Origin of the sequence: Streptomyces sp. NPDC097595 (assembly GCF_044761525.1) — a bacterium.
Classification (GTDB): domain Bacteria; phylum Actinomycetota; class Actinomycetes; order Streptomycetales; family Streptomycetaceae; genus Streptomyces; species Streptomyces drozdowiczii_A.
The window spans coordinates 88,469-109,524 of the sequence record NZ_JBIWCN010000022.1; the positions used below are offsets into that span (position 1 = coordinate 88,469).

Here is a 21,056-nt window from a genome sequence, read left to right on the forward strand (position 1 = left end):
GTTCTGCCGGACCCGTCACGGCCCCGCTCGCAGGACCTCCGCGACGACCGGGCCCGCCGCGTCGCCGCCGTGGCCGCCGGACTGGACCAGCGCCGCGGCCGCCAGGTCGTTGCTGAAGCCGGTGAACCAGCTGTCGGAGGTGGCGTGGCCGTCGACCTCCGCCGAGCCCGTCTTGGCGCCCTTGTCAGGGCCGACGCTCGCCATGGCCTGCGTCGCGGTGCCCTCGGGGGCGGTCGCCGTGTAGCGCAGCATGTCCTTGAGCTGGCCGGAGACGCCGGGCGGCAGCGGGGTCGCGGTGGCGAAGGTCCGGTTGTCCAGGGACTGCGGCACGATGAACGGCTGCCGGAAGCGGCCGTTGACGGCGGTGGCGGTGACCGAGGCCATGTTGAGCGGGTTCATCTGGATCTTGCCCTGGCCGATGAACGAGGCGGCCGTCTCGGCGTCCTGTGACTCGGGAACGCTCCCGTCGAAAGTCTCGATCCCGGTCTTCCAGTTGTTGCCGCCGAGCCCGAAGTACTGGCCGGCCTCGGTGTGGAGGGCGGAGTCCCGCTTCGTCTCGCCCAAGGGGTCGATGGGCTTGATGAACGCGGTGTTGCAGGACCTGGCGAAGGCCCGCTTCAGCGTGGGGTTGTCCGTCATCCCGAAGTTGTTCAGGTTGTGGAAGGGCACTCCCTTCCACGTCACCTGGGGCGGACACTCGACGGGCCCCTCAGCGCTGCCCAGGCCGTTCTGGATGATCATCGCGGCGGTGATGATCTTCATCGTCGAACCGGGGGCGACCTTGCCCAGCCGCGCCGCGTCGAAACCGTCGCCCCGGTTGTTCGCGATGGCCCGGATCGCCCCCGTGGACGGTTCCACGGCGGCGACCGACGCCTTCTCGAACTTCTTCACGCCCCGCTCGGCCGCCGCCTGGATCTTCGCGTCGATCGTCGTCTGCACCCGGCCCGACTTGCCCTTGACCAGGGTCAGCAGCGTCTTGTTCACGCCGTCGGCGTTCGCGCTGTTGATCCAGGTCTCGATGCCCGTCGTGCCGCCGGCCTTCTCGCCGTACTTCTTGCGCAGCTCGTCCAGGATGCCGGCGAGCGACGGGTACTTCTCCTTGGTGAGCACCTGCCCGTTGCGGTCGACCGCCTCGATCGACGCGCTGGACGACTCACCGGTCTCCAGCGACTCGCCCTTGGCGAGGTCCGGGTGGATGACCGAGGGCTCCCAGTCGACCAGCGGGCGGCCCGTGGTCAGTCCGCGTACGACGGTGAGCTTCGAGGCGTACGACCAGGACTTCGTCGCGCCCTTGTACGAGACCGTCGCCTTCACGGTGTACGGGACGGTCGAGCCCGTCGCCCTGCCCGGGGTGATCACGGCCTTGGTGACGTGGGCCGTGTCGCTGTAACCGGTCAGCGCGGTCTCCGCGTCCGTCTTGTTGTTGGTGAGCGCCGCCGCGACCGTCGCCTCGCCCTCCGCCCACGCGGCGAGGAACTTCTTCGACGTGTCGGCGATCTCCTCCCCGGTGACCGGACCCGACCTCACCTCGGAGGAGTCGGCGGCCGTGCTCGTATTGCCGCCGACACCGCTGTCCCCGAGGCCGTCCAGGACGTTGTACGCCCCGTACCCCACCCCGCCCAGCACGAGCGCGAACACCCCGCCGACTATGCCTACCTTCGCTCCACTGCGCATTACCGCTGTCCCCATCCCCCGGAGCCTGCTTCTTGAACACGTTCAAGAAGGCTGTACGGGACACCCTACGGGACCGTAGTGACAGGAGTACCGGTTGTTATCGGAATGCGACGCGGACATGGCATGAATGGAGGCGGGCTCGGCATGAATGGTGGGATGGGCCGCTCAGATCCAGGTGTCCAGCCACATCCGGTCGCGCCACGCGTCCTCCGGGATCGAGGTTCCGGTGAACAGCGGCCAGAAATAGATGAAGTTCCAGATGATCAGCAGCACCAGCACCCCGGCCGCCACCGCCCCCAGCGTCCGCCGCCGCTCCCCGGACGGATCGGGCTTCGCGAGCCCGAGTTCGTACCGTGGTCCCGTCTCCGCCGCCGGCCCCAGCATCGCGCCGATCATCATCGACACCGCCAGGCACAGGAACGGCACGAACACGACCGCGTAGAAGAGGAAGATCGTGCGCTCCTGGTACAGGAACCACGGCACCCACCCCGCGGCCACCCCGCAGGCGATCGCGCCCGCCCGCCAGTCGCGGCGGAAGATCCACCGCCACAGCACGTACACCAGGGCGAAGCAGGCCGCCCACCACAGCAGCGGCGTCCCGATCGCCAGCACCTCGCGGGAGCACTTCCCGGTCACCGACTCGGCGCAGCCGTTCTGCTCCTCGTAGAAGTACGAGACGGGACGGCCCAGCACGATCCAGCTCCACGGATTGGACTGGTACGTGTGCCCGGACGTGAGGTGCACATGGAAGTCGTACACCTGGTGCTCGTAGTGCCACAGGCTGCGCACCCAGTCCGGCAGCCAGGTCCAGTTCCCGCCCTTGCCGTCCGTGGTCGCCCAGTCCCGGAAGTAGCCGTGCCGGTCCGGCGAGTTCCGGACGATCCAGCCCGTCCAGGACGCGAGGTAGGTGGCCAGCGCGACCGGGACCACCGAGACGAACGCCGGGAGCACGTCCCGCAGCAGCACCGCCGTGTACGGGCGCACGGCCCCGGCGGTGCGGCGCGCGCCCGCGTCCCACAACACCGTCATCAGGCCGAACGCGACCATGATGTACAGGCCGTTCCACTTCGTCGCGGCGGCCAGGCCCAGCGAGACACCGGCGGCGATCCGCCAGGGCCGCCAGCCCAGGCGCAGGTGCTCGGCGACCCACGTGTCCGGGCGCAGCACACCGTCCTCGTCCACCGGGAGCGCCGCCGCGAGCCGGCGCCTGGCCCAGTCGCGGTCGATCAGCAGGCAGCCGAACGCGGCCAGCACGAAGAACATCAGCACCAGGTCGAGCAGCGCGGTACGGCTCATGACGAAGTGCAGCCCGTCCACCGTGAGCAGCGCGCCCGCCAGACAGCCGAGGAACGTCGAGCGGAACAGCCGGCGGCCGATCCGGCACAGCATCAGCACCGACAGCGTGCCGAGCACGGCGACCATGAACCGCCAGCCGAACGGCGTGAACCCGAACATCTGCTCGCCGAGCCCGATGATCCACTTGCCGACCGGCGGGTGCACCACATACCCGGGGTCGGTGGGCACCGGCACCTGCGAGGGGTCGTTCAGGATCAGCTTGTCGACGTCCTTGGGCCACGCGCCCTCGTACCCCTGGTTGATCAGCGCCCAGGAGTCCTTCGCGTAGTACGTCTCGTCGAATATCACCGCGTGCGGGCTGCCCAGCTTCCAGAAGCGCAGCACGCCCGCGACCGCCGCGACGAGCAGCGGACCGCCCCACGCCGACCAGCGCACCAGCCGGTCCGCGAGCAGCGGCGGCACGCCGAGCACCGCCCACAGCTGGTTCCCGGGCCGGGTGTACGGCGGGTCCAGCCGTTCCCGCAGCCCGGTGTCGGGGCGCGGGGAATGGCCGAAGCGGCGCAGCCGCCGCTGCCAGGAGGTCGGCTCCGGGCCGTGCTGTTCCCCGGCGTCTTGGCCCTGCCGGGCTTCGGGCGCAGTACTCGTCACCGCGCCATCGTAGGGAACGCGTCTGTGGGAGCGGTGTTCCCCGTGCGGGAGGATGGGGCTTGTGACTGGAACGACTGGAACGCTCGTGCTCGCAGGGACCCCCATCGGCGACCTGGCGGACGCCCCGCCCCGCCTCGCCGCCGAGCTGGAGGCGGCCGACGTGATCGCCGCCGAGGACACCCGCAGGCTGCGCCGGCTGACCCAGGGGCTCGGCGTCCACACCACGGGACGCGTCGTCTCGTACTTCGAGGGCAACGAGACCGCCCGTACGCCCGAACTCGTCGAGGCCCTGGCCGGCGGGGCCCGGGTGCTGCTGGTCACGGACGCCGGGATGCCGTCCGTCTCCGACCCCGGCTACCGGCTGGTCGCCGCCGCCGTGGAGCAGGACATCCGGGTCACCGCCGTGCCCGGCCCGTCCGCCGTGCTCACCGCGCTCGCGCTGTCCGCGCTGCCGGTGGACCGGTTCTGCTTCGAGGGCTTCCTGCCGCGCAAGGGCGGCGAACGCCTCTCCAAGCTCCGCGAGGTCGCCCGTGAGCCCCGCACGATGGTCTTCTTCGAGGCCCCGCACCGCCTGGACGACACCCTGGCCGCGATGGCCGAGGTCTTCGGCGCCGAGCGGCGGGGCGCGGTGTGCCGCGAGCTGACCAAGACGTACGAGGAGGTCAAGCGCGGTCCGCTGGGCGAGCTGGCCGAATGGTCGGCCGCCGAGCAGGTACGGGGCGAGATCACCGTCGTGGTCGAGGGCGCGACCTCCGGCGGGGAGGATCTGGACGCCGAGGAGCTGGTGCGCAGGGTGCGGGTGCGCGAGGAGGCGGGGGAGCGGCGCAAGGAGGCGATCGCCGCCGTGGCCGCCGAGGCGGGGCTGCCCAAGCGCGAGGTGTTCGACGCCGTCGTGGCGGCAAAGAATGCTGCTCGGACCGGCCATGCGGACGGCAAAGGACTAACCTGAAAAGCAAAGCGAGAGCCGCGTACCGGCCCTTTTGACCACGAGAAGGCCAAAACCGCTCCAACACTCGACAGGGCCCGGTGCGCTCTGGCCGGTGAAGGCGTCCACTGGAAGACAGGGCGCATTCCCCGGAGTGCTTGTCCGACGGACAAGAGGAGCAGGCATGAGCGACACCACAGCAGCCACCGCACACGAGGCATATGCCTTCGCCTGCATGAGGTGCGGGCACGGGTGGGAGCAGGCGTACGAGATAGAGCACCACACCGACGCGTCCGGTCACGCCTACGTGGTCTACAAGGCGGACGGCGAACGGGTGCCCTCGCCCCTGTCCACCCCGACCTGCGCCAACTGCGGCGGACACGTCGTGCGGATCATGCGGGCCGGCCGCGTCTCCAACATCCAGCAGTTCCTGCACAACCAGAACCGCTCCCAGCCCGCGGCCGGGCCGCTGGCCGCCGGTGAGCAGGCCGAGGAGCCGGTGGCCGCCACCGTCGCCCCGTCCGCCGATCACCACTGGCACCTCTCCGACCTCCTGCACCCGTTCCGCAAGTGACCGCGTGACCGCGTGACCGCGTAGGCCGGTGCGCCGCGATCCTCGTACGATCGTGGCCATGAGCCGCAGCGAAGCCCCGCCCCTGCCGGAACCCCTCCGGGTGCCGGTCGCCGATTCGCACACCCACCTGGACATGCAGGACGGCACCGTCGAGGAGGGCCTCGCCCGGGCCGCCGCGGTGAACGTGACGACCGTGGTCCAGGTGGGCTGCGACGTGAAGGGGTCCCACTGGGCCGCCGAGACCGCCGCCGCACACGCCAACGTGCACGCGGCGGTGGCCCTCCACCCCAACGAGGCGCCGCGCATCGTGCATGGCGATCCGGATGGCTGGTCGCGGCAGGGGGCGCGCGAAGGCGGCGGTACGGCCGCGCTGCACGAAGCCCTCGCCGAGATCGACGCCCTGGCCGCGCTGCCGCACGTACGCGGCGTCGGCGAGACCGGCCTCGACTACTTCCGTACGGGCCCCGAGGGCATGGCCGCCCAGGAGGAGTCCTTCCGGGCCCACATCGAGATCGCCAAGCGCCACGGCAAGGCCCTCGTCATCCACGACCGCGAGGCCCACGCGGACGTCCTGCGCATCCTCGCGGACGCGGGGGCGCCCGAGCGGACCGTCTTCCACTGCTACTCCGGCGACGCGGACATGGCCCGGATCTGCGCGGAGGCCGGCTACTTCATGTCGTTCGCCGGCAACATGACCTTCAAGAACGCCCAGCCCCTGCGCGACGCGCTGGCGGTCGCCCCGCTGGAACTGGTCCTGGTCGAGACGGACGCCCCGTTCCTGACCCCGGCGCCGTACCGGGGCCGCCCCAACGCCCCGTACCTGATCCCGGTCACGCTGCGGGCGATGGCGGCGGTGAAGGGGCTGGACGAGGACGTGCTCGCGGAGGCGATCGCGGACAACACGGCCAGGGCGTTCGACTACTGAGCGGGGGCCCGCCCAGGGCCCCGTACGCTTTACAGGTGAGCACCACTGAGCCCGACGCCCTTCTGGGCCCCGCAGACATCCGCGAGCTCGCCGACACCCTCGGCGTACGCCCCACCAAGCAGCGCGGGCAGAACTTCGTGATCGACGCCAACACGGTCCGCCGGATCGTGCGCACGGCGGAGGTCCGGCCGGACGACGTGGTGGTCGAGATCGGGCCGGGCCTCGGCTCGCTGACCCTCGCGCTCCTTGAGGTCGCCGACCGGGTCGTCGCCGTCGAGATCGACGACGTCCTCGCGGCGGCCCTGCCCGCCACCGTCGCCGCCCGGATGCCCGCCCGCGCCGACCGCTTCGCGCTGGTGCACTCGGACGCCATGCTCGTACGCGAACTGCCGGGACCGCCGCCCACGGCACTGGTCGCCAACCTCCCGTACAACGTCGCCGTGCCGGTGCTGCTCACCGTGCTCGACCGCTTCCCCAGCATCGAGCGCACCCTCGTCATGGTGCAGGCGGAGGTCGCGGACCGGCTGGCCGCCCGGCCCGGCAACAAGGTCTACGGCGTGCCGTCCGTGAAGGCCAACTGGTACACGGACGTCAAGCGCGCCGGGTCCATCGGCCGCAAGGTCTTCTGGCCCGCGCCGAACGTGGACTCCGGGCTCGTCTCGCTGGTGCGCCGCAGCGAACCCGTGGCGACGACCGCCAGCAAGCAGGAGGTCTTCGCGGTGGTCGACGCGGCGTTCGCGCAGCGCCGCAAGACGCTGCGCGCGGCACTCGCGGGCTGGGCCGGTTCCGCGCCCGCCGCCGAGGCCGCCCTCGTCGCGGCGGGCATCTCGCCGCAGGCGCGCGGGGAGTCCCTGACGATCGAGGAGTTCGCGGCGGTCGCCGAGAACAAGCCGGTCGCCGAGAACAAGTCCGCCGACGAGACCGGGAGTGCCCAGTGAGCGTCACCGTCCGGGTCCCCGCCAAGGTCAACGTCCAGCTCGCGGTGGGCGCCGCGCGCCCCGACGGCTTCCACGACCTGGCCAACGTCTTCCTCGCCGTCGGCCTGTACGACGAGGTCACCGTCACCCCCTCCGACAGCCTGCGGATCACCTGCTCCGGGCCGGACGCGGCCCAGGTCCCGCTGGACGCGTCGAACCTCGCGGCCCGGGCGGCGTCCGCGCTGGCCGCGCGCCACGGCATCGCGCCCGACGTGCACCTCCACATCGCCAAGGACATCCCGGTCGCCGGCGGCATGGCGGGCGGCAGCGCGGACGGGGCCGGCGCCCTGCTGGCCTGCGACGCGCTGTGGGGGACCGGCACCCCGCGCGAGGACCTCCTCGCCCTCTGCGCCGAGCTGGGCAGCGACGTGCCGTTCAGCCTGGTCGGCGGCGCCGCGCTCGGCACCGGCCGGGGCGAGCGGCTGACCCCGGTCGAGGTCGGCGGCACCTTCCACTGGGTGTTCGCGGTGGCCGACGGCGGGCTCTCCACCCCGGCGGTGTACCGCGAGTTCGACCGCCTCACGGCGGGCACCCGCGTCCCCGAGCCCGTGGCATCGGACGCCCTCCTCGACGCGCTGCGGTCCGGCGACCCGAAGGCCCTGGCCGCCCACCTGAGCAACGACCTCCAGGCCCCCGCGCTGGCCCTGCGCCCCTCCCTCTCCGCGACCCTGGCGGCGGGCACGGAGGCGGGCGCGCTGGCGGCCCTGGTCTCCGGCTCGGGCCCGACGACCGCGTTCCTCACGGAGGACGCGGCGACGGCCGACCGGGTGGCCGCCGCCCTCACCGCCTCGGGAACCTGCCGCACGGCGCGTACGGCGGTCTCCCCGGCCCCGGGGGCGACGGTCCTGTAGGCGCGCGGTCTCTCCGGGAGGGCGCTCAGCCCACCCGTACCGACTGCTTCGCCAGCTCGTACGCCGGGAGCATCTCGTCGTGCTCGTCCGCGTCCAGGCCGCCCAGGTGGACCACGACGGGGCCCTCGGGGGTGGCGAGGGCGAAGGCGTGGGCGGGGCGGTCCTCGTCCATGAGCTCGCTGTGGACGGTGTACGTCACCTCGGTCAGCGGCTGCCCGTTGCCCTTGACCTCCTTGTACGCGGCCCCGGAGGCGTTCTCGTCCGCCCCGACGAAGCCCTTCAGCGCCTCGCGCGGGGTGACGGTCGTGGCCTTCGTCCGCCAGACCCGCAGGAAGCCGATCTGCCCGGCCGGTTTCGCGTCGATCTCGCAGGCCAGGGTGACCGGGCCCTGCTCGGCCAGCTCGGCGAAGTCCGAGTCCGGGTCGATCTCGACGGCCTTCGGCTTCCAGTCCGCCGCCAGGTCGAAGGTCACCGGCAGCTCGCAGCCCGAGCCCGCGCCGCCGACCGTGCCGCCCTTGGTCGCGGTCTTCGCGGCGGGCGCCGCGGACTTCCCCGGCTTCGCGTCCTCGCCGGAATCCGCGTCCGACGAGCAGCCGGTCAGCGCGGACGCGGCCAGCAGGACGGGCACCAGCCCGCGAACCGTACGACGTGTCATGACAATCCCCACCCCTTGATCGATGCGCGCAAGGTACACCGGGGCCGGGCGGGCGCTCGTACGGAGGTCCGTGCGGCGGCGACTACGCTGGAAGGCCGGAGTCTTCCTCGTAGCTGGAGCGTTTGTGGCCGTCAACCTCATCAATGTCGAGCAGGTCAGCAAGGTCTACGGCACCCGTGCCCTGCTCGACGGTGTCTCCCTCGGCGTCTCGGAGGGCGACCGGATCGGTGTCGTCGGCCGCAACGGCGACGGCAAGACGACCCTGATCCGGATGCTCGCCCGGCTGGAGGAGGCCGACACCGGCCGCGTCACGCACAGCGGCGGGCTGCGCCTCGGCGTGCTCACCCAGCACGACTCGCTCGACCCCGAGGCCACCATCCGCCACGAGGTCATCGGCGACCTCGCCGACCACGAGTGGGCGGGCAGCGCCAAGATCCGCGATGTGCTCACCGGCCTCTTCGGCGGGCTGGACCTGCCGGGCTTCCAGAACGGCCTGGACACCGTCATCGCCCCGCTCTCCGGCGGCGAGCGGCGCCGGATCGCGCTCGCCAAGCTGCTCATCGCCGAGCAGGACCTGATCGTCCTGGACGAGCCGACCAACCACCTCGACGTCGAGGGCATCTCCTGGCTCGCCGGCCATCTGCGCGCCCGCCGCTCCGCCCTGGTCTGCGTCACCCACGACCGCTGGTTCCTGGACCAGGTCTGCACCCGCATGTGGGACGTGCAGCGCGGCACGGTCCACGAGTACGAGGGCGGCTACAGCGACTACGTGTTCGCCCGCGCCGAACGGGAGCGGATCGCCGCGACCGAGGAGGTCAAGCGGCAGAACCTGATGCGCAAGGAGCTGGCCTGGCTGCGGCGCGGCGCCCCCGCCCGCACCGCCAAGCCCCGCTACCGCATCGAGGCCGCCAACGAGCTCATCGCGGACGTGCCGCCGCCGCGCGACACCAGCGAGCTGATGAAGTTCGCCAACGCCCGGCTCGGCAAGACCGTGTTCGACCTGGAGGACGTCACCGTCCAGGCCGGCCCCAAGACCCTGCTCCAGCACCTCACCTGGCAGCTCGGCCCCGGCGACCGCATCGGCCTGGTCGGGGTCAACGGCGCCGGCAAGACCTCGCTGCTCCGGGCGCTCGCCGAGGCCGCCCGCAGCGAGGGCGAGGTCCAGCCCGCCGCCGGGAAGATCGTCGTCGGCAAGACCGTCCGGCTCGCCTACCTCTCCCAGGAGGTCCACGAGCTGGACCCGAACCTGCGGGTCCTTGAGGCCGTCCAGCAGGTGCGGGACCGGGTGGACCTCGGCAAGGGCCGCGAGATGACCGCCGGACAGCTCTGCGAGCAGTTCGGCTTCGCCAAGGAGAAGCAGTGGACGCCCGTCGGCGACCTCTCCGGCGGTGAGCGCCGCCGGCTCCAGATCCTGCGCCTGCTGATGGACGAGCCCAACGTCCTCTTCCTGGACGAGCCGACCAACGACCTCGACATCGAGACCCTGACCCAGCTGGAGGACCTGCTCGACGGCTGGCCCGGCTCCATGATCGTGATCTCCCACGACCGGTTCTTCATCGAGCGCACCACGGACCGGGTCATGGCCCTCCTCGGTGACCGGGCGCTGCGGATGCTGCCGCGCGGCATCGACGAGTACCTGGAGCGCAGGCAGCGCCAGGCCGGGACTGCGGCGCCCGCGACCGCCCCGGCCGCCGCGCAGTCCGCCGCCCCGGCGGCGCCCGCGGTCTCCGCGCAGGCGGCGCGCGCGGCCAAGAAGGAGCTCCAGAAGGTCGAACGGCAGCTGGAGAAGATGTCGTCGCGCGAGACGACCCTGCACGCGCAGATCGCCGAGAACGCCACGGACTTCGAGAAGGTGGCGAAGCTCGACGCGGAGCTGCGGGAACTGGTCGCGGAGCGGGATGTGTTGGAGATGCGCTGGCTGGAACTGGCCGAGGACGCCTGAGCGCAGCAGTACGCGGCCCCCGGCCCGGCGGCCCGCGGGGCCCGGGCGGACGGTTCCGGGTCCGGACCGGGAAGCCGGTGGCCGGGTCGACCTGCCGCGCAACGGCGAGGACCAGTTCGGCCCCTGGTCCGCCGGGGACGTCGTCGTCAGGGCCCTGTTCCATACGGCGACGACGAGGTGGACGCGCGCTCCGTGGTGGTCTACGGCGGCTGACGGTCCGAAGCATCACAGCGGCATCACGGCCCGGTCCTCCCTTGGGAACAGGGGCGGACCGAACCGGAAGGCGTCCCCGGGCGGGTGGTAGAAAGAAGTCCCGCTCGACTGACGTGACACTGCGGGATCCATGCCCGATTCGCTCCATTCCGTCGTGGTCCACGGGGTCTTGCCCCCGGCAGCGGCGGGATCGCGGGGGAGTCCGGAACGGGCACCGGACCGCACGAAGGGGGACGTGCTGATGACCCAGCCGCCCGGACAGCAACCGCCGCAGGGAGGCTTCGGCGCTCCGCAGGAGCCGCCGCACGGGGTACCGCAGCCGCCCCAGGGCCCGCCGCAGACTCCGCCGCCGCCCCCCGCGCCGCCCCAGGCCCCCGCCGCGCCGCCGACCCCGCCGCCCACGCAGCCGGGCTACGGCTACCCGCAGCAGCCCGGCCCCTACGGCCAGCCGCAGCAGCCCGGCCCCTACGGCCAGCCGCAGCAGCCCGGCCCCTACGGCCAGCCGCAGCCGGGCCCGTACAACCAGCAGCCCGGCCCGTACGGTCAGCAGCCGGGTCCGTACGGCCAGCAGCCGCAGGCCGGTTACGGCTTCCCGCCGCAGCAGAACCCGGGCGCGCCCGTGCCGCCCGGCCCGAACGGCCCCGGCGGCGGCAACCCGTTCAAGCGCAAGCCGGCCGTGATCATCGCGGCCGCGGTCGCCGCGCTCCTCGTGATCGGCGGCGGCGTGTACTTCGCGACGAGCGGCGGCGACGGCGACGACAAGCCGGTCGCCAAGAAGAGCGAGAAGGTCGAGAAGCCGACCGGGTCGCCCACCGTCGACCAGGGCGACGGCAACGGCACCGGCCGGGAGGAGGACGACGACCTCAACAGCGGCCGCAAGGACGGCGAGGCCAAGGTCCTCTGGCTGCAGAAGAACGACGTCGACCTCCCGCGCAACGGCGCGACCGTCTACGGTCCCTGGATCGTCGGCGACACCATCGTCAAGGGCATGTACCGCACGGTCTCCGGCTACTCGGTCGCCGACGGCGAGCAGAAGTGGACGCTCAAGCTGCCCGCCGACATCTGCTCCGCGCCCGAGCAGACCACCACCGACGGCAAGATCGTCATCGCGATCAAGAACGGCACCACCGACAAGGCCGACTGCTCCGCCCTCCAGCAGATCGACCTCAACACGGGCAAGGCCGGATGGAAGAAGGAGGTCAAGAAGAGCGGCCTCTTCGACCTGATGTCCGACCTCTCCATGGCCATCAGCGGCGACACCGTCACGGCCGGCCGCACCGGCTCGGCCAACGCCTACCGGGTCAGCGACGGCAAGGAGGTCTTCGGCAAGCGGGGTGGCAACTGCGAGCCGTTCGCCTTCGCCGGCGGCGTCAAGCTCATCGCCGCGGTCAACTGCCGCACGGACGACAGCGCGACCCGGCAGCAGGAGGTCGAGGAGCTCGACCCCGGCACCGGCAAGGCGAAGTGGACCTACAAGCTGCCCAGCGGCTGGGAGGTCGACAAGGTCTACTCGGTGTCCCCGCTCATCGTCTCCCTCACCGAGGGCGACAGCGACGACAAGAAGTGGAGCGTCATCGCGCTCCGCGAGAACGGCTCGCTGCGCTCCAAGCTGAGCAGTGACAAGGGCGACAAGTTCGCCCCGGTGTGCGGCGGCGGCTTCTCCATCTTCGGCCAGCAGCTCCAGGACTGCACCGGTGTCGCGGCCGACGCCAACACCTTCTACATGTCCACCACGGACGACACCGGCGGCTCCGCCCGCACCAACAAGGTCGTCGCGTTCAACCTGAACACCGGCAAGACGAAGTGGAAGGCGGACTCGCCCGCCGAGGAGACCATGCAGCCGCTCGGCATGGAGGGCGGCAACATCCTGCTCTACGTCGAGGGCGGCTACAGCAAGGGCGGCGGCATCGCCACCCTCTCCCCGGCCGGCGGCAGCCCGAAGATGGTGCTTCAGCACCCGGACTCCACCTCGGAGATCGAGCGCTCCTTCTACAACCCGAAGATCCAGTACGCGGACGGGCGTTCGTTCATCACGAGCGGGCGGGTCAGCGCGAGCAACGACAAGGAAGAGCTGGAGACGAAGACCATGATGGCCTTCGGCAACTGACGGCTCACCCCCACCCGGACGAACCCGACCGACCCCCTTCCCCGAGGTACGCAACGCCATGACCCAGCCGCCCCAGCAGCCGCCCAACGACCCGCCCCAGGGCGGCTTCGGCGCGCCGCAGGACTCGCCGCCCGGCGGTTTCGGCGCGCCGCAGGACCCGCCGCCCGGCGGTTTCGGCGCGCCGACCCCGCCGCCGCCCCCCGGCCCGCCCCAGCAGCAGCCGGGCTACGGCTTCCCGCAGGGCCAGCAGCCCCAGCCGCCCACGCAGCCGGGCTACGGCTTCCCGCAGGGCCAGCAGCCCCAGCCGCCCACCCAGCCCGGCTACGGCTTCCCGCAGGGCCAGCAGCCCCAGCCGCCCACCCAGCCCGGCTACGGCTTCCCGCAGCAGGGCCAGCAGCAGCCGTACGGCTACCCGACCGCCCCGATGCAGCCCGCCTACCCGTCGCCGCCGCAGGGCGGGGGCGGGGGCCGGAAGAAGTTCTCCACCCAGGCCCAGATCATCGTCGCGGCCGTGGTCGCGGTCGCCCTGATCGTGGGCGGCGGGATCTGGTACGCCTCCAGCGGCGGGGACGACAAGAAGGACGAGGCGGGCACCTCCGCCGGCACCTCCGGCGGGAACAAGGGCGGCAAGGGCGACGACGGCGGGAAGGGGGGCTCCACCGGCGGCAAGGAGAAGGCCCCGGCGAACGTCGACTCGGCCGTCGGCTTCCAGCTCCCGCAGCCCAAGGTCGCCGACACCACCAGCGTCGACGGCTCCTGGATCACCGACAAGGCGTACGTGAAGACGGGCGTCACGGAGATCGTCGGCTACGACCTGGACAAGGGCACCAAGCTCTGGTCGATCCCGCTGGACGGCCAGGTCTGCGCCGCCTCCCGGCACATGAGCAAGGACTACAAAACCGCCGTCCTCTTCGAGGAGGCCAAGCCCACGAAGGACAAGCCCTACCAGCAATGCAACAAGGTCGGCGGCCTCGACCTGGCCACCGGCAAGCTGCTGTGGAGCAAGTCGGTCACCGCCACCACCAGCGGTGACCGGCCGGTCCGCTTCGAGGAGGTCACCGTCAGCGGCACCACGGTCGCCGCCGGCGGTTCCGGCGGTGGCGCCGCCTTCAAGCTGGACACCGGCGCCGAGCTCTGGAAGCCGAAGGCCAGCACCGACAACTGCTACGACGCGGGGTACGGCGGCGGCGAGGCCCTGGCCGCCGTCCGCAAGTGCGGTGCGTACGACGACCCGCAGCTCACCATCCAGGCGCTGAACCCGACGACGGGCGCCCCGATCTCCTCGTACAAGATGCCGCCCGGCGTCGACTACGCGAGCATCGTCTCCACCAAGCCGCTCGTCGTCGCGGCCGACGTCGGCGACACCGCGGGCGACGGCAGCGGCATCTCGGACTTCTTCTCGATCGACGAGGCCACCGGCAAGCTGAAGATCCGCATCTCCGCCGACGCCGAGAAGTACGCGGCCCGGTGCGGCTCCACCGACGTCGAGCAGTGCCAGCACCTCGCCGTCGGCAACAACCGCATCTACCTGCCGACCGAGGAGCACGAGGGCACCGGCGAGAGCTTCAGCCGGACCAACGAGATCGTCTCCTTCGACCTCACCACCGGCAAGCAGACCGGCGACCGGGCCGACGCGGGCGAGAAGTTCACGATGTTCCCGCTGCGGATGGACGGCAAGAACATCATCGCGTACCGGGTACCCCCGTACGACAAGGGCGGTGAGATCGTCTCCATCGACGGCAGCACCTTCGAGCAGACGGTCCTGATGCGCAACCCGTCCGACAAGGCCGTCCGGGACGCGGAGACCAGCTTCACCCCGGACTACGCGGAATTCCGCTACGAGCAGGGGCACTTCTTCATCTCCGAGACGATGATCAGCGCACCGCGCAAGAGCTCGCTGGACGAGAAGGAGTACCTGGTGGTGGCCTTCAGCACCAGCTGAGTACGCATCACATGTGGGGGTGGAACCGGCCGGTTCCACCCCCACACGTGTATCCGGCCGTGTAACTTGCAGGCCCTGGAGGGCCGGGGGGCCCGTGCCGTGCGACGGGGGGATGGGGCGATGGGTGTCCGGCTGATGGTGGTGGACGACCACCGACTGCTCGCCGAGGCGCTGGCCTCGGCGCTGAAACTGCGCGGCCACCGGGTGCTGGCCGCCGCCGCGCCCACCACCGGGGCGGCGGACCTCGTCGTCGGACGGGCCCCGGAGGTCTGCCTCTTCGGCACCGCCTCGCCCGCCGTGCCCGGCACCTTCGACCCGGTCGTGCGCATCCGGCGCGAGCGCCCGCAGACCGCGGTGGTCGTGCTCGGCCCGGTCCCCAGCCCGCGCGGGATCGCCGCCGCCTTCGCGGCCGGGGCCGCCGGGTACGTCCGGCACGACGAGCGGATCGAGGGCGTGGAGCGCGCCATGGTCAAGGCCAGGGCCGGGGAGGCGGCCATCGCGCCCCAGCTCCTCCAGGGCGCCTTCGCCGAACTGCTCGACCCGGTGGCCCAGCCGGACGACGAGGGCCGCAGGCTGCTGCGGCTGCTCACCCCGCGCGAGGTCGAGGTGCTGGTCCGGGTCGCGGAGGGCGAGGACACCCGGCTGATCGCGGCCGGGATGCGGATCGCGCCGAGCACCGCCCGTACGCACGTGCAGCGCGTCCTGATGAAGCTCGGCGTCGGCTCCCGCCTGGAGGCCGCCGCGCTGGCCGCCCGGACCGGGCTGCTGGACCGGGCGGCGGTGACACGCCGGGGGCCGGACCCCGTCGGCTGACGGTGTCCGGCCCCCGCCGCGCAACGACAGGCCCTAGTCCTCCGGGGCGGGGCGGCGCAGGCGGGTCAGGACCAGGTGCGTGACCATGCCGAACAGCAGGCCCCAGAAGGCCGATCCGATCCCGTGCAGGGTGATCCCCGAAGCGGTGGCGAGGAAGGTGATGAGCGCGGCCTCGCGGTCCTTCTCCTCGGTCATGGCCCCGGTCAGCCCGCCCGCCAGCGCGCCGAACAGCGCGACGCCCGCCGTGGCCGCGACGAGCTCCTTGGGCAGCCCCGCGAACAGCACCACCAGCGTGGAGCCGAACAGCCCGATCAGCAGGTAGAACGCTCCGCAGGACACACCGGCGACGTACCGGCGCCGGGTGTCCTGGTGGGCCTCCGGGCCGGTGCAGATCGCGGCCGTGATGGCGGCCAGGTTGATCGCGTGCGAGCCGAACGGCGCCAGGACGGTCGAGACCAGGCCGGTGGAGCCGATGAGCAGCCGGTCGTCCGGGCGGTATCCGGCGGCCGTGAGCACCCCGATCCCGGGGGCGTTCTGCGAGCCGAGCGTCGCCAGGGTCAGCGGAACGGCGATGCCGATCAGGGAGGCCACGGAGAAGTGGGGCGTGGTCAGGACCGGAGTGGCCAGGCCGACGCCGTCGAGGTGCACATGCAGGCGCGAGGTGGCCGCCGCGGCCACCACACCGGCGGCCAGAGCGGCCAGCACGGCGTACCGGGGGAACATCCGCTTGCCGAGCAGATAGGCCACGAGCACCGCCCCGCCGATGTACGGCGCGGAGGTGAGCGAGGTGAACACCCCGGTCCCGAAGGAGAACAGGATGCCGGCGAGCATCGCGGAGACCACCGCCGAGGGCACATGGCGCATCAGCCGCCCGAAGACCCCGGTCAGCCCGACCAGGGTGATCACCACACCGGTGACCAGGAACGCGCCGACGGCCTCCCCGTACGAGTACGCGCCGAGGCTGGTGACCAGCAGGGCGGCGCCGGGCGTCGACCAGGCGGTGATGACCGGCATCCGGGTCCGCAGACTGAGCCCGATGCAGGTCAGGCCGGAGCCGATGGAGATGGCCCAGACCCAGGAGCTGGTCTGATCGGTGGTCAGGTGACCGGCCGACGCGGCCGCCAGCACGATGACCAGGGGCCCGGAGTAGGAGACCACGACGGCGATGAAACCGGCGAGCACGGCCGAGAGGGACGCGTCCCGCCAGAGGCTGGGCCGGTGTCCGGCGGAGTCCTCCGCCGGAGGCGCCCCGCCGGCGTCCGTGGGGGCACCGGCCGCCGGGGGGTGGGGGGTGTGGGTCTCAGAGCTCAACGGTCTTCCTTCGCGGCCCGCTCCAGGGCCTGTTCGAGGTCGGCGACGAGGTCCGCGGGATTCTCCAGGCCGACCGAGACGCGCAGCATGTCCTTGGGGGACGTGCTGCCCGGGCCCTCGAAGGTATAGCGGTGTTCGATCAGGCTCTCCACTCCGCCGAGGGAAGTGGCCCGAATGAACAACTCGCAGTTCTGGGCGGTGCGCAGGGAGCGCTGCCACTCCCCGGCCACGTGCAGGGAGAGCATGCCGCTGAAGCCGGCACTCATCTGACGTGCGGCGATGGCGTGGCCCGGGTCGTCGGGCAGCCCCGGATAGGCGACCTTGCGGATCAGCGGATGGCCGGCGAAGTGCTCGGCGAGCGTCATGGCGGTGGCCGAGATCTGCCGCATGCGCGGGAAGAGCGTGCGTATGCCGCGCATCAGCAGGTAGGTCTCCAGCGGCCCGAGCAGGGGTCCGGTCAGCCTGCGGTGCAGTTCCAGCCGTTCCCACAGGGCGGCCGCCCGCTCGCCCGGGTCCGGGGCCAGCACCAGCAGACCGGCCACCACGTCGGTGTGGCCGTTGAGGTACTTGGTCCCGGAGTGCATGACGAGGTCGGCACCGTGCTCGAACGGGCGGGAGTGGACGGGCGTGGGCACCGTGTTGTCCACACCGAACAGGGCTCCGGCCTCGCGCGCCACCGCGCCCACCGCCGCGAGGTCCGTCACCGTCCAGGTGGGGTTCGCGGGGGACTCCGCCCACACCAGGCGGGTCGGGGCGGCGGCCACCGCGGCGGCGACCGCGTCCAGGTCGTCCATGGGCACCTGGACGACTTCGAGGCCCTGCTCCGTACCGAACTCCAGGAGCCACTTGGTGAGCCCGAAGTACATCGTCCGGGGCACCACGACCCGGGAGCCGGCGGGCAGCACCTGGAAGACGGCGGTCGCGGCGGCCATCCCGGACGAGAACAGCAGGCCGCGCGAGCCGCCCTCCAGCCCGGCCACCACGTCCTCGACCTGTTCGTACCCGGGAGCCCCCTGGTCGCGCAGGTAGGCCAGGCCCGCCGGCGTGCGGTACTCGCTGTCCCTGGCGTAGGTGGCGCCCATGCTGATGGCGGGCGGCACGGAACCGGTGGTGGGGGAGCGCCAGCCGTCGCCCTGCGCGGCCCGGGTCTCCACGTGGTACGTGTGCGTCCAGGGGGTGTACTTCTCGCGGTTGTTCATCGGTTCCTCTCGTCGGACGGGGCCGCCCCGGATGCGGCGGGGGCGCGGTGGAGGGTGGGGGCGCCCCGCAGGTGCGGCAGGGCCGTGGTGAGGGCCAGCTCCGCGTCCAGCAGCGCACGCGAGGAGGTGCCGGGGGAGGGGACGTAGTGGTTGTAGTAACTGGAGCCCTCCGTGTGGGGGCCCAGGAAGAACAGCCGGGACTGGACCGCGCCCGTCCGGGCGATGCCCTGGCCGCGCCGGTTGACGTCCAGACCGGGCAGCGGGGTCCCGCCCGCGGTACGGGTCCGGGCGCGGCCGGACCGGACCAGGCGGCTCAGCAGTGAGCCCGCGACCCGCTCCGCCACGGGCTCGGTCACATGGGCGTGCACCACGTGGTCGACGTCCACGACGGTGTGCTCGTCGAGCAGGGTCGACTCCAGCTGCCAGGGGCCGCCCCCGCCGAGCGGCGGCACGACCTTGGGGCCGGGCCCCGGCCCCAGCCGCAGCACCCCCGCGTCGAGCAGCGAGAGGAGTTCCGCCGAGCGGTCGAGCTGGGGGCCGATCACCAGACGGTTGACCAGCGGGGCGAAGGTGCCGAAGAAGTACGCCGACGACTCGTCGTCCAGGCCCGGGGCGTCCACGACGGCGCGGAGCGCGTCGCGGTGGTCGCGCAGGACCTCCAGGGCCTCCTTCAGCGGGCTGACGCCGAGCCCCGCGCGCGCCTCGCCGAGGTCGTGCTCCACCTCGGCGGTGAAGTACGCGGTGTACGCGCGCTGGTCCGGCCAGGTGGGGGCGGGTGCGCCACCGGGGTCGTCGGACGTGGCCGGTGCCCCGTTCAGCAGCCCGGCGACCGGGGCCGGGCCGAATCGCTCCCGTAAACCGGCGAGGACTTCTTCGTACCCCGACACGCTTGCCTCGTCGGCGAGTCGGGCGGCGGCCCGGGCCGTGTCCGGGGTCCGGTCGCCCAGACTGTGGGCGAGCAGGGTGCGGTACCAGGCGAGTTCCATCTCGGCGACGACGAGGGGCCGGACGTCCCGGGCGAAGGACAGCCGGCCGTCCGGCCGCCGTGCGCGCAGCGCGGACAGGCGCTCCCCGGTCAGCGCGAGCGGGGCGGGGCGGACCCGTCCGGGGTGGAGGTACGGCCTGCTCCGGGCGGGCAGCCCGGAGCGGTTGGCCAGCACGATCAGCGGTTCGCGCCCGCCGCGTTCGTAGCGCAGCCGTTCCCCGTCGCGGACGTGCCGGCCGCCGCGCCCCACGGTGAGGGTCGCGATCATGTCCATCGCCGTCAGGCCCGTGCCCAGCACGGCGACCCGGTCCCCGGGGGCGACGGCGTCGAGCGCCCCGGGCAGGGGGTACGGGCGGCCGACCGGCCGGGGGGCGTCGGCGGGCGGCGGGGGCAGGTGGAGGGAGTGGTGCCCGACGGTGACGAAGACGGCGTCCGCGGTGATGCGGCCGCAGTCGGCGAGGACCACCGTCTCGCGGTGCTCCGGCCCGGGCGCGGCGGCGGAACCGTCCGCCGCCTCCTGCCCGGTCCCGGTGACCACGTCGACCGCTGTCGTCGTGTGCCGTACGAGGGTCAGGTGGCCGGGGACGGCGTCCATGATGCGGCGCGCGGCCCACGCCAGGTACTCGCTCAGCAGCCTGCGCGGCAGGAAGTCGTTGGGCCTGATCTCCCGGCCGCGCCCCGGCCGCACGGTGAAGCCGTCCTCGGCCAGGCGCAGGTCGCGCCGGAGGCACCAGTCGTGCAGCGAGGGCCCGGTCAGGGGGACGGGACCGTCCACCATGTCCGCGTCCGCGAACGCCGTCACCTGCGCGCAGACGGTGTTGAGCAGCAGGTGGTCGGGCTCGTCGGGGCGGTGGAATCCGGGGCCCTCGGTGCCCGGGTCCACCAGGTGCACGACGAGGGGCGACGGGGTCGCGAGGGCGTGGGCGGTCAGCCGTTCCAGGACGCCGAGTCCGCGTGGGCCGAGCCCTATGATCACGGCCGACGCCGGTGCGGTGGAGGGTTCCCGCGTGGTCGTCACCATCGGCTGGTCTCCCCGAAGAAGTCCGGCACCGCCAGCGCCGTGCCGTCGGCCCGTGCCCGGCTGAGGACGTGGGTGCCGACCGCGAGGTCGAGGACCCCGAGCCCGAACGGCGAGAAGATCACCGGCCGGCCGGGATCCGGCGCGGCCTCGCCGTTCAGCACGGCCGCGAGGGTCCCGGTGACGAAGGAGCGGGAGCCGGAGAGCTGTTCGGCCAGATGCGGCGAGGTGTTGGCCTTCAGGCAGTGGTCGACGTCGTCCAGGATGTTCTCCGCGCCCAGGACCACCTCGGGCGTCAGGTCCCGCAGGGAGATGTTGAGGACCACCTGGCCCGCTTCGAACGGCCGGGTGACGTACGGTTCGAGCGCCGTCGTGGCGAACACGACGGTGTCCGCCGCCAAGGCGGTGTCGAGGTCCGCGGTGAAGGTCGCGGTGCGGCCCTGGGTGACGCGGATGTGATCGGCGAGCGCCCGGCCGGACGGCTCGTGGATGTCGTGCACCAGATACGCGTCCGGGTCGCATCCCGAGGCGTGCAGGTAGTCGCAGATGTTGCGGGCGATGACTCCGCCGCCGACGACGGCGACCGTGGTGCCCCGGTGGCCGTCGGGCCGCAGCGTGCGGGCGGCGACGGCGGCCGAAGCGGCGGTGCGCGCCGCGCTGATCCCCGCGGCCTCCATGCAGGCGACCGGGTAGCCGGTCTCGTAGTCGTTGAGCACGAGGACCGCGGCCGCCCGGGGCAGACCGGAGGCGGTGTTCCTGGGGAAGCTGGCGATCCACTTGATACCGGCGAGCTGTACGTCGTCGCCGAGGAAGGCGGGCAGCGCGATGATCCGCGAGTCGGGCTTTTCGGGGAAGCGCAGGAAATAGCTGTCGGGGTTGACCGAGTCACCCCGTTCGTGTGCCAGATAGGCGCGTTCCACGATGTCGATCACCGAGGTCCGGGAATTCCGCAGGATCTCCTGTACGGCCTTACCGGTGACAATGTCGAAGTCGAACATTTC

General features: G+C 72.4%; 16 protein-coding genes. 9 read left to right on the top strand and 7 right to left on the bottom strand.

Features of this window, described 5'->3' with window-relative positions:
* Positions 1 to 15: 15 nt before the first annotated feature.
* Both ACIQZN_RS29095 and ACIQZN_RS29100 read right to left on the bottom strand, forming a co-directional pair.
* Positions 16 to 1,674: a penicillin-binding transpeptidase domain-containing protein gene (locus tag ACIQZN_RS29095; protein WP_404000104.1), complete on the bottom strand. Its 1,659-nt coding sequence runs from the start codon at positions 1,672 to 1,674 to the stop codon at positions 16 to 18.
* A gap of 165 nt (positions 1,675 to 1,839) precedes the next feature.
* Positions 1,840 to 3,618 (bottom strand): dolichyl-phosphate-mannose--protein mannosyltransferase, encoded by a 1,779-nt coding sequence (locus ACIQZN_RS29100; protein WP_403999985.1) that lies wholly within the window; start codon positions 3,616 to 3,618, stop codon positions 1,840 to 1,842.
* A 52-nt stretch (positions 3,619 to 3,670) separates the two neighbouring features.
* On the opposite strand from ACIQZN_RS29100, the gene rsmI reads away from it, so the two are divergent.
* From rsmI to ACIQZN_RS29125, 5 genes are all read left to right on the top strand, one after another.
* On the top strand, positions 3,671 to 4,567 hold the full coding sequence (gene rsmI / locus ACIQZN_RS29105; RefSeq protein WP_403999988.1) for a 16S rRNA (cytidine(1402)-2'-O)-methyltransferase: 897 nt from the start codon (positions 3,671 to 3,673) through the stop codon (positions 4,565 to 4,567).
* Positions 4,568 to 4,727: 160 nt separating this feature from the next.
* The gene (locus tag ACIQZN_RS29110) at positions 4,728 to 5,117 is read left to right on the top strand and encodes a hypothetical protein (protein ID WP_403999991.1); all 390 of its coding nucleotides are present in this window, start codon (positions 4,728 to 4,730) and stop codon (positions 5,115 to 5,117) included.
* 58 nt (positions 5,118 to 5,175) lie between these two features.
* Complete coding sequence (locus ACIQZN_RS29115; RefSeq protein ID WP_403999994.1) at positions 5,176 to 6,042, top strand: TatD family hydrolase; 867 nt, start codon at positions 5,176 to 5,178, stop codon at positions 6,040 to 6,042.
* A 35-nt stretch (positions 6,043 to 6,077) separates the two neighbouring features.
* On the top strand, positions 6,078 to 6,980 hold the full coding sequence (gene rsmA / locus ACIQZN_RS29120) for a 16S rRNA (adenine(1518)-N(6)/adenine(1519)-N(6))-dimethyltransferase RsmA (RefSeq protein ID WP_403999997.1): 903 nt from the start codon (positions 6,078 to 6,080) through the stop codon (positions 6,978 to 6,980).
* Positions 6,977 to 7,870: a 4-(cytidine 5'-diphospho)-2-C-methyl-D-erythritol kinase gene (locus ACIQZN_RS29125; protein ID WP_404000000.1), complete on the top strand. Its 894-nt coding sequence runs from the start codon at positions 6,977 to 6,979 to the stop codon at positions 7,868 to 7,870. Before rsmA ends, ACIQZN_RS29125 begins: the two co-directional genes overlap by 4 nt.
* A 25-nt stretch (positions 7,871 to 7,895) precedes the next feature.
* Here ACIQZN_RS29125 and ACIQZN_RS29130 read toward each other — a convergent pair whose 3' ends face one another.
* Positions 7,896 to 8,525, bottom strand: a complete 630-nt coding sequence (locus ACIQZN_RS29130; protein ID WP_404000003.1) for a lipoprotein — start codon at positions 8,523 to 8,525, stop codon at positions 7,896 to 7,898.
* A 124-nt stretch (positions 8,526 to 8,649) separates the two neighbouring features.
* Between ACIQZN_RS29130 and ACIQZN_RS29135 the strand changes: the two genes are divergently transcribed.
* The 4 genes from ACIQZN_RS29135 to ACIQZN_RS29150 all read left to right on the top strand — a co-directional run bounded on the left by ACIQZN_RS29135 (position 8,650) and on the right by ACIQZN_RS29150 (position 15,542).
* A complete protein-coding gene (locus ACIQZN_RS29135) occupies positions 8,650 to 10,467 on the top strand; it encodes an ABC-F family ATP-binding cassette domain-containing protein (protein WP_404000006.1) in 1,818 nt (605 codons plus the stop codon).
* 454 nt (positions 10,468 to 10,921) lie between these two features.
* Positions 10,922 to 12,787 (top strand): PQQ-binding-like beta-propeller repeat protein, encoded by a 1,866-nt coding sequence (locus tag ACIQZN_RS29140; protein ID WP_404000009.1) that lies wholly within the window; start codon positions 10,922 to 10,924, stop codon positions 12,785 to 12,787.
* 58 nt (positions 12,788 to 12,845) lie between these two features.
* Positions 12,846 to 14,729, top strand: coding sequence for a PQQ-binding-like beta-propeller repeat protein (locus ACIQZN_RS29145; protein WP_404000012.1), 1,884 nt, complete (start codon positions 12,846 to 12,848; stop codon positions 14,727 to 14,729).
* A gap of 120 nt (positions 14,730 to 14,849) precedes the next feature.
* Positions 14,850 to 15,542, top strand: a complete 693-nt coding sequence (locus tag ACIQZN_RS29150; RefSeq protein WP_404000015.1) for a LuxR C-terminal-related transcriptional regulator — start codon at positions 14,850 to 14,852, stop codon at positions 15,540 to 15,542.
* Between the two features lie 33 nt (positions 15,543 to 15,575).
* Here the strand turns inward: ACIQZN_RS29150 and ACIQZN_RS29155 are convergent, their stop codons facing one another.
* Genes ACIQZN_RS29155 through sbnB form a run of 4 tightly spaced genes read right to left on the bottom strand, consistent with a single transcriptional unit; the run spans position 15,576 to position 21,053 of the window.
* Positions 15,576 to 16,853, bottom strand: a complete 1,278-nt coding sequence (locus ACIQZN_RS29155; protein WP_404000018.1) for a benzoate/H(+) symporter BenE family transporter — start codon at positions 16,851 to 16,853, stop codon at positions 15,576 to 15,578.
* Complete coding sequence (locus tag ACIQZN_RS29160) at positions 16,850 to 18,052, bottom strand: trans-sulfuration enzyme family protein (RefSeq protein ID WP_404000021.1); 1,203 nt, start codon at positions 18,050 to 18,052, stop codon at positions 16,850 to 16,852. Before ACIQZN_RS29160 ends, ACIQZN_RS29155 begins: the two co-directional genes overlap by 4 nt.
* The gene (locus ACIQZN_RS29165) at positions 18,049 to 20,058 is read right to left on the bottom strand and encodes an FAD/NAD(P)-binding protein (protein ID WP_404000024.1); all 2,010 of its coding nucleotides are present in this window, start codon (positions 20,056 to 20,058) and stop codon (positions 18,049 to 18,051) included. Before ACIQZN_RS29165 ends, ACIQZN_RS29160 begins: the two co-directional genes overlap by 4 nt.
* A complete protein-coding gene (gene sbnB, locus ACIQZN_RS29170) occupies positions 20,052 to 21,053 on the bottom strand; it encodes a 2,3-diaminopropionate biosynthesis protein SbnB (protein WP_404000027.1) in 1,002 nt (333 codons plus the stop codon). The genes ACIQZN_RS29165 and sbnB overlap by 7 nt, the downstream gene beginning before the upstream one ends.
* Positions 21,054 to 21,056: the final 3 nt, after the last annotated feature.